We start from the raw sequence: 5,785 nt of genomic DNA, 5'->3' as shown, positions 1-5,785 counted from the left end.
TTCTCTTGCCCCAATACCCTCCAGAGCCGATAATGCTTGCTTAACTTCGTTTGCTGACCGACAATCCCTGTTCTCTGATCGGGGCCATCCGCAGGTCGAAACGAAGTTGAGTTTGGCCGGTGTTGTTGGGAGTTCTCCGCCCCAGGTTCACGATTCAGGAGAGGGATCCGTGGCTCAGCGCCCGATTATTCTGGGTATTGTTGGCGATAGTGCTGCTGGAAAAACCACCCTCACCCGTGGCATTGCCCAAGTCTTGGGGGAAGAAAACGTTACTGTCATCTGCACCGACGACTACCACCGCTACGACCGCAAACAACGCGCTGAACTGGGGATTACAGCCCTCCATCCCGACTGCAACTACCTGGATATCGTTCAGCAGCACCTGACGCTCTTGCGCACCGGCCAGCCGATCCTAAAGCCCGTCTACAACCACAGCACCGGCACCTTTGACCCGCCAGAGTATGTCAAGCCCAACAAATACGTGATTGTCGAAGGGCTGCTGGGCTACTTTACCCGTGGTATGCGGGATAGCTACGATGTCAAGGTTTATTTGGCTCCCCCAGAACATTTACGAGCCCTTTGGAAGATTAAGCGGGACACCCGCAAGCGCGGATATACCGAAGAGCAAGTGCGAGAAGAGCTCAAAAAGCGCGAACCCGACTCAGAGGCTTTTATTCGTCCACAGCGCCAATGGGCCGATGTAGTGGTCACCTTTTACCCGCCCCAAGAGGGATCCAACCAAGACGAGGTATTGCTAAATGCGCGCCTGGTGCTGCGCCCCACCATTCCTCACCCAGATTTTTGGCAAATCCTCAATGCCCGCGACAGTCACCTCAGCTCTGCCATTCGTTTGGATTTGGATCGGGATATGGGCAAGCCCGTCGATGTTTTGCAGATTGATGCCCATGCTACGGCCAGCCAAGTGATTGAGCTGGAGCGGATGCTCTGCAACGAAATCCCTTACCTGGGCAAGTTCTGTAGCTTAGAGGGAAACCCCAATATCGGCCAATTGATCGGCACCACCGGCGAGCTGCTCCAGAGCTATCCCCTGGCTTTGACTCAGTTGCTGATCACCTACCACATGTTAAAAGCGGCCAACATCTACCAATAGAGTCCGTGGCGGCGAGGGATCCCCAGTTTCACAGGATCTGCAGGGGAGGGCTAGGCTCAGCACTGTAACCTGATCCTGGAGCAAACCTTTGTCAGCTTCTGTCAAGGACATGGGCTGTGCTGGAATTGAACCAGCGGCTCCCACCGTGTCAAGGTGGTACTCTACCACTGAGTTAACAGCCCCTATGAGCGATGCCGCTGTGCATCTGCCTGAAGGCCGGAAAAAAATAATATCACATCTTAACCTGTCCCATTGGGGTCAACCTAGGTGGAGAGTGGACAGGTGCCCTATTTCAAATCAAAAAGGGGATCCGGTCAGCAACTGGTAGTGCAACACCTGGGGTGGGCGAGCAAAGTAGGGCCCGATGAGGGCACGCCAGCGGACAAAGTTTTCCGATTGGCGAAAGTTGACCAGATGGGCCTCTAGGGATCCCCACTGAACGAGCAGTAGGTATTGCTGAGGGTGCTCCAGACAGCGCTGCAGTTGGTGCCCTTGGTAGCCGTCGGTCTGCTGCAAATAGATGAAAGCTTGAGCGATGGCGGCTTCAAAGGCGGCTTCAGAGCCGGGGGTAATTTCAAACTGAGCCACCTCAAGGATGGAGGAAGCAGTCATGGGTTAGGTATGCAGGCCGCATTCGGTTTTGCTTGTGCCCTTCCAGCGTCCAGAGCGGGGATCCGCCCCTGGCTCAACAGGCGCAGTGCAGTGGAGGCAGCCGATACTGGGGTAGTGGCGATCGTGCAGGGGGTTGTAAGGGATCCCGTGGTCAAGGATGTATTTCCAAACTTGGCCATTTGTCCAGTCAGCCAGCGGGTTGAGTTTGAGGCGGTTGCGCTTGCCGTCCCACTGCACCTTGCCGATATCGGCGCGGGTGGGGGATTGTTCCCGACGCATCCCTGTAATCCAAGTGGTGCAACCGGCCAGAGCACGATTCAAGGGCTCCACCTTGCGGATGTTGCAGCAGAGGTCGGGGTTAGAGCGATACAGTTCTGGCCCGTATTGAGCTGCCTGCTCTTCCGGGGTAAGCAAGGGCTTGAAGATCTGCAGTTGCAAGTGGGGGTAGCGCGCTAACACCTGCTCCCGCAGTTGTAGGGTTTCCGGGAAGTGAAAATCGGTGTCCAGAAAAAAAGCGCGAACACGGGGGTTAATCGCCGTCAGCAGATCGATCAGCACTAGGTCTTCCGGGCCAAAGCTACAGGCCAGCACCAGCCCATCTCCAAATTCTTCAACCGCCCAGGTGAGCAGGTCGCTTGCCGACAAAGGCTCAAACCGTTCGCTCAGAGATACCACTTGCGGCTGATACTGCGCCTGCAACGCTTGGGCCGCCAGCTCCCAGCGGCTAGAAGGAGAAAGGCTTGCTGTCATAGGGGGAAGACACCGAACTCGACGATTTTTGCTTTTTTTAATCTACACTAATTCGGTCAAGCTTTAGGGGTTTTGATTACCAGGCGGCAGCGGGCAGAGGGAGAGAGCGGGATCCCTTGGCCCGGAGAGGGATTTGTCCCCAGCGATCCCGTCGGATCCCCATCACCAAGCCGTGCCAGAGGGGGCTGGGATCCAATGCCGGCAACTTAACCCAGTGGTAGCGCAACACCCCTCGCCGTGGGTTCACCTCCAGCTCAAACACCCGCAGAGCCGAAACCGGCCCCACCAGAGGAGGTGCTGTCAGGTAGGGGATCCCATCGCGGACATACACCTTCGGCACATGCAGGTGGCCACTCAGCACCGCCACCACCCGTCCGTGACGGGCCAAGAGAGCGTGTAGCGCCGAGGCTGGTTCGCTGAGGAGCCGGTACTTGCGAAACAAAACCGCGTCCATTTGAGTGGGAGCAATGAAGGGCGGCTGATGGATCAGCAGGATCAGCCATTCTTCCGGCACCGTTTGCAGATGTTCGCCCAGCCAGTGCAGTTGGGAGGGGCGGAGCACGCCCTGAGGCAAAGGGAAGCGTCCCAGGCTGGCGTCGAGGGCAATCAAGCGGATCCCGGGCAGAGGGGAAAGGCTGTAATCGACGTAACCGGTGGGAGCCGGGGACAGGGGAAATTGGCTTTGGCACCAACGGATAAACTGATCTCGGTTAAAGCGTCCCTTTCTCCTCAGGGTGTCGATATCGTGGTTGCCCAGGCTGAGGTAATAGGGCACCCGCAGTTGGGCAACAATCTCCTGGAAAGATTGAAAGCTCTCCGGATCCGCTTGATCCACCAAATCCCCGGTAAACACCACGAAGTGCAGATCCGGCACCTGGTTGAGATGGGCAACGGCGGCTTCCAACTGGCGGCGAGGGGAATCGGACATCCACCAACAGCGGCACCCCGTCTCGGGCATCAGGTGGACATCTGAGACTTGAGCAAAGCAAATGCGTTGGGTTGCCATTGTTTAGGTACTTATTCACACCTCACGCCCGCATCATAGTCAATGAGGGGCCGGGGGGCTATGGGCTTCTCTTAACCTCAGCTGGGAGCCATCGGCAACTGGGGCACAGGTAGGGCTGTGAAAGGGGCGCGCAGACTGGTCAAATTGGTCTGAGAGGGTTTCCCAGGCTGTCACCCCCAACTTTTCTCCCAGCAGGATGGATTGAATGGATCGATGAGTAGCAAAGCGGTCTGTACCCTTTGCTCCATCCCATACTTCCCGGCTCTGGAAAACTGCCGGATACAGCGCTTCAACACCGACCACATCCCCTCAATCCGATTCAACTCTGGTGTATACACAGGCAAGGGAGATTGGGTTGCCAAAATCCGGTTTACCCCCTTGCCCATCAAGCCGTGGGATCCAACCGCATCAACACCTGCCCAAACTCCACCGATTGCCCATTGCTCACCAAAATCTCGGTCACCACGCCTGCCGCTTCGGCCTCGATCTCGTTCATCAGCTTCATGGCCTCGATGATGCACAGGGTTTGGCCCTTGTTCACCCGTTGGCCAACCCGCACAAAGTCAGGTTCACCTGGAGCTGGGGCGCTGTAGAAAGTGCCCACCATTGGTGACGTCACGTCTATCCAATGGCTGGGGGTGGATTTGGGAGCAGTGGGAGGAGGGGGCGCTTCTGCAGGAGCAGGAGGAGGCGCAGAGGAGACAATAACCGGACTGGCGGGGGTGGAGGAGAGCTCAGTCGGGATCCCTTTGCGCAAGGTGAGGCGAAAATCTTTGAACTCCAGAGTTAGCTCGGTAACATCGCTCTCTTGCAGAGCGGCCAGGAGAAGACGAATTTCCTGCCAATTGACAACATCCAAGGGAAGGTTCACTCCTGATGCATCACCTGTCCACAACAGAAATCCATAACCGAAAAGGAGAGGGAGAACTCACTCCCGGCCCAGATAGGTGTCGGTGCGGGTATCGACCCGAATCCGTTCTCCAACCTTGATGAACAAAGGCACCTGGATCTCAGCACCGGTCTCCAGCTTGGCCGGCTTGGTTCCCCCAGTGGCGGTATCTCCTTTCACCCCTGGATCTGTTTCCACCACTTCCAGAACAACGGTGTTGGGCAGCTCCACATCGATCACCTGCCCATTCCAGCGCAAGATTGACACTTGCATGTTTTCTTTCAGATATTTCACGGCGGAGCCAATTTGGGCGGCGGTAATTGGAGCCTGCTCATAGGTCTCCATGTCCATAAACACCAAGTTGTTCCCTTCCGCGTAGAGATACTGCATCTCGACTTTTTCGATGGTGGCTGCGGGCAGGGTTTCACCGGCGCGGAAGGTTTTCTCCACAACGTTGCCAGTCTGCATGTTTTTGAGCTTAGTGCGCACAAAGGCTGCCCCCTTGCCGGGTTTCACATGCTGGAACTCGATCACCTTGTAGGGAGCTCCGTCAACTTCTACAGAGACGCCAGGGCGCAAATCGTTGCTTGAGATCATGTCAGCAGAGGGATCCGTTGCTTAGACTTCCCAATCTTACCGTGACGATGGGGCACTCCGTTCGCGCTGGGGAGGCGGAGTCCGATTCAGCCCTCTGAGATCAATCGGGGGCTGGCGACCGTAGAGGGGCAGCACCTCCTGCCACTGAGGGCGCAACCCGGCCCGAAAATCGGCGCGGGCCAATTCTGCCAACGCCACCACAGGTGCAGGATCCACAAAATCGGCGGCATTCACGGATAGAGCTTGCGGCCACTGTCGGAGAGTTGCCTGCCAAGCCTCTTCCTCCCAGAGCCGATCGGCCGCTTCTGCAGCGACACCCTCTTCTGTCACCCGATACACGCCGCCATACCACTCTTCTCGTTTGGCGTCCATCTGCACCGCCACCGTCAAGGGCTGGGGCGGGGATCCCTGCCAGATCCACACATGGCGGGCGAGGACGGCCAAAGCCGAGTAGCCAAACACGGGAATGCCCAGTTGCTGGCCCAGCAGACGGGCCACGCTCACCCCCAAACGGCTGCCCGTAAAGCTGCCCGGCCCCAAAGCTACAGCGATCCCAGCTATCTGCGACCAAGCTTGACCGGCCAAGAAGACTTTCAAGCAGGGGTGCAACTGCGCTGCCATCTCCCGATCCAGCCACCAGCTCTGACTGCGGGTTTCTCCCAACCCTTGCTCCAACGGCAGCAGGGCCAGGCCCAAAACGGGCGTGGTGGTGTGGATCCCTAAAATCCAGCGGGCAAGCGACATGGCCTCTCTCAGGATCAAAAAAGGTGGTTGACGAAACTTAACGGATGTTTTAAGTTTAGGTTGTCAATCTTCGCGC

Annotated in this window: 7 protein-coding genes and 1 tRNA gene; 1 reads left to right on the top strand and 7 read right to left on the bottom strand. The window is 57.2% G+C overall.

Going from position 1 to position 5,785, the window contains the following annotated elements:
• Positions 1-169: 169 nt before the first annotated feature.
• Complete coding sequence (locus NW820_RS01545) at positions 170-1,111, top strand: phosphoribulokinase (RefSeq protein WP_414406494.1); 942 nt, start codon at positions 170-172, stop codon at positions 1,109-1,111.
• A 110-nt stretch (positions 1,112-1,221) separates the two neighbouring features.
• Here the strand turns inward: NW820_RS01545 and NW820_RS01540 are convergent.
• From NW820_RS01540 to tsaB, 7 genes are all read right to left on the bottom strand, one after another.
• Positions 1,222-1,293, bottom strand: a tRNA-Val gene (locus NW820_RS01540).
• A 115-nt stretch (positions 1,294-1,408) separates the two neighbouring features.
• Positions 1,409-1,723: an antibiotic biosynthesis monooxygenase family protein gene (locus tag NW820_RS01535; RefSeq protein WP_414344235.1), complete on the bottom strand. Its 315-nt coding sequence runs from the start codon at positions 1,721-1,723 to the stop codon at positions 1,409-1,411.
• Positions 1,724-1,726: 3 nt separating this feature from the next.
• A complete protein-coding gene (locus tag NW820_RS01530) occupies positions 1,727-2,473 on the bottom strand; it encodes a phosphoadenylyl-sulfate reductase (protein ID WP_414406493.1) in 747 nt (248 codons plus the stop codon).
• Positions 2,474-2,549: 76 nt separating this feature from the next.
• Positions 2,550-3,479 carry a metallophosphoesterase family protein gene (locus NW820_RS01525; RefSeq protein ID WP_414406492.1) on the bottom strand — a complete coding sequence of 310 codons (930 nt, stop codon included), beginning with the start codon at positions 3,477-3,479 and terminating at the stop codon, positions 2,550-2,552.
• A 385-nt stretch (positions 3,480-3,864) separates the two neighbouring features.
• Complete coding sequence (accB, locus tag NW820_RS01520) at positions 3,865-4,338, bottom strand: acetyl-CoA carboxylase biotin carboxyl carrier protein (protein ID WP_011432092.1); 474 nt, start codon at positions 4,336-4,338, stop codon at positions 3,865-3,867.
• A 69-nt stretch (positions 4,339-4,407) separates the two neighbouring features.
• Positions 4,408-4,965 (bottom strand): elongation factor P, encoded by a 558-nt coding sequence (gene efp, locus NW820_RS01515; RefSeq protein WP_414331123.1) that lies wholly within the window; start codon positions 4,963-4,965, stop codon positions 4,408-4,410.
• Positions 4,966-5,001: 36 nt separating this feature from the next.
• Positions 5,002-5,709, bottom strand: coding sequence for a tRNA (adenosine(37)-N6)-threonylcarbamoyltransferase complex dimerization subunit type 1 TsaB (gene tsaB, locus NW820_RS01510; RefSeq protein ID WP_414406491.1), 708 nt, complete (start codon positions 5,707-5,709; stop codon positions 5,002-5,004).
• Positions 5,710-5,785: the final 76 nt, after the last annotated feature.

The sequence above is a fragment of the Synechococcus sp. R55.7 genome (genome assembly GCF_047461955.1).
GTDB lineage: Bacteria > Cyanobacteriota > Cyanobacteriia > Thermostichales > Thermostichaceae > Thermostichus.
Note: the sequence above shows the minus strand (reverse complement) of the source record. Positions and strands in the feature narration are given on the sequence as shown.

Coding starts and splice junctions, on each gene's coding strand:
- NW820_RS01535 (WP_414344235.1), bottom strand. CDS start 1,723: ATGACTGCTTCCTCCATCCTTGAGGTGGCTCAGTTTGAAATTACCCCC.
- NW820_RS01530 (WP_414406493.1), bottom strand. CDS start 2,473: ATGACAGCAAGCCTTTCTCCTTCTAGCCGCTGGGAGCTGGCGGCCCAA.
- NW820_RS01525 (WP_414406492.1), bottom strand. CDS start 3,479: ATGGCAACCCAACGCATTTGCTTTGCTCAAGTCTCAGATGTCCACCTG.
- efp (WP_414331123.1), bottom strand. CDS start 4,965: ATGATCTCAAGCAACGATTTGCGCCCTGGCGTCTCTGTAGAAGTTGAC.
- tsaB (WP_414406491.1), bottom strand. CDS start 5,709: ATGTCGCTTGCCCGCTGGATTTTAGGGATCCACACCACCACGCCCGTT.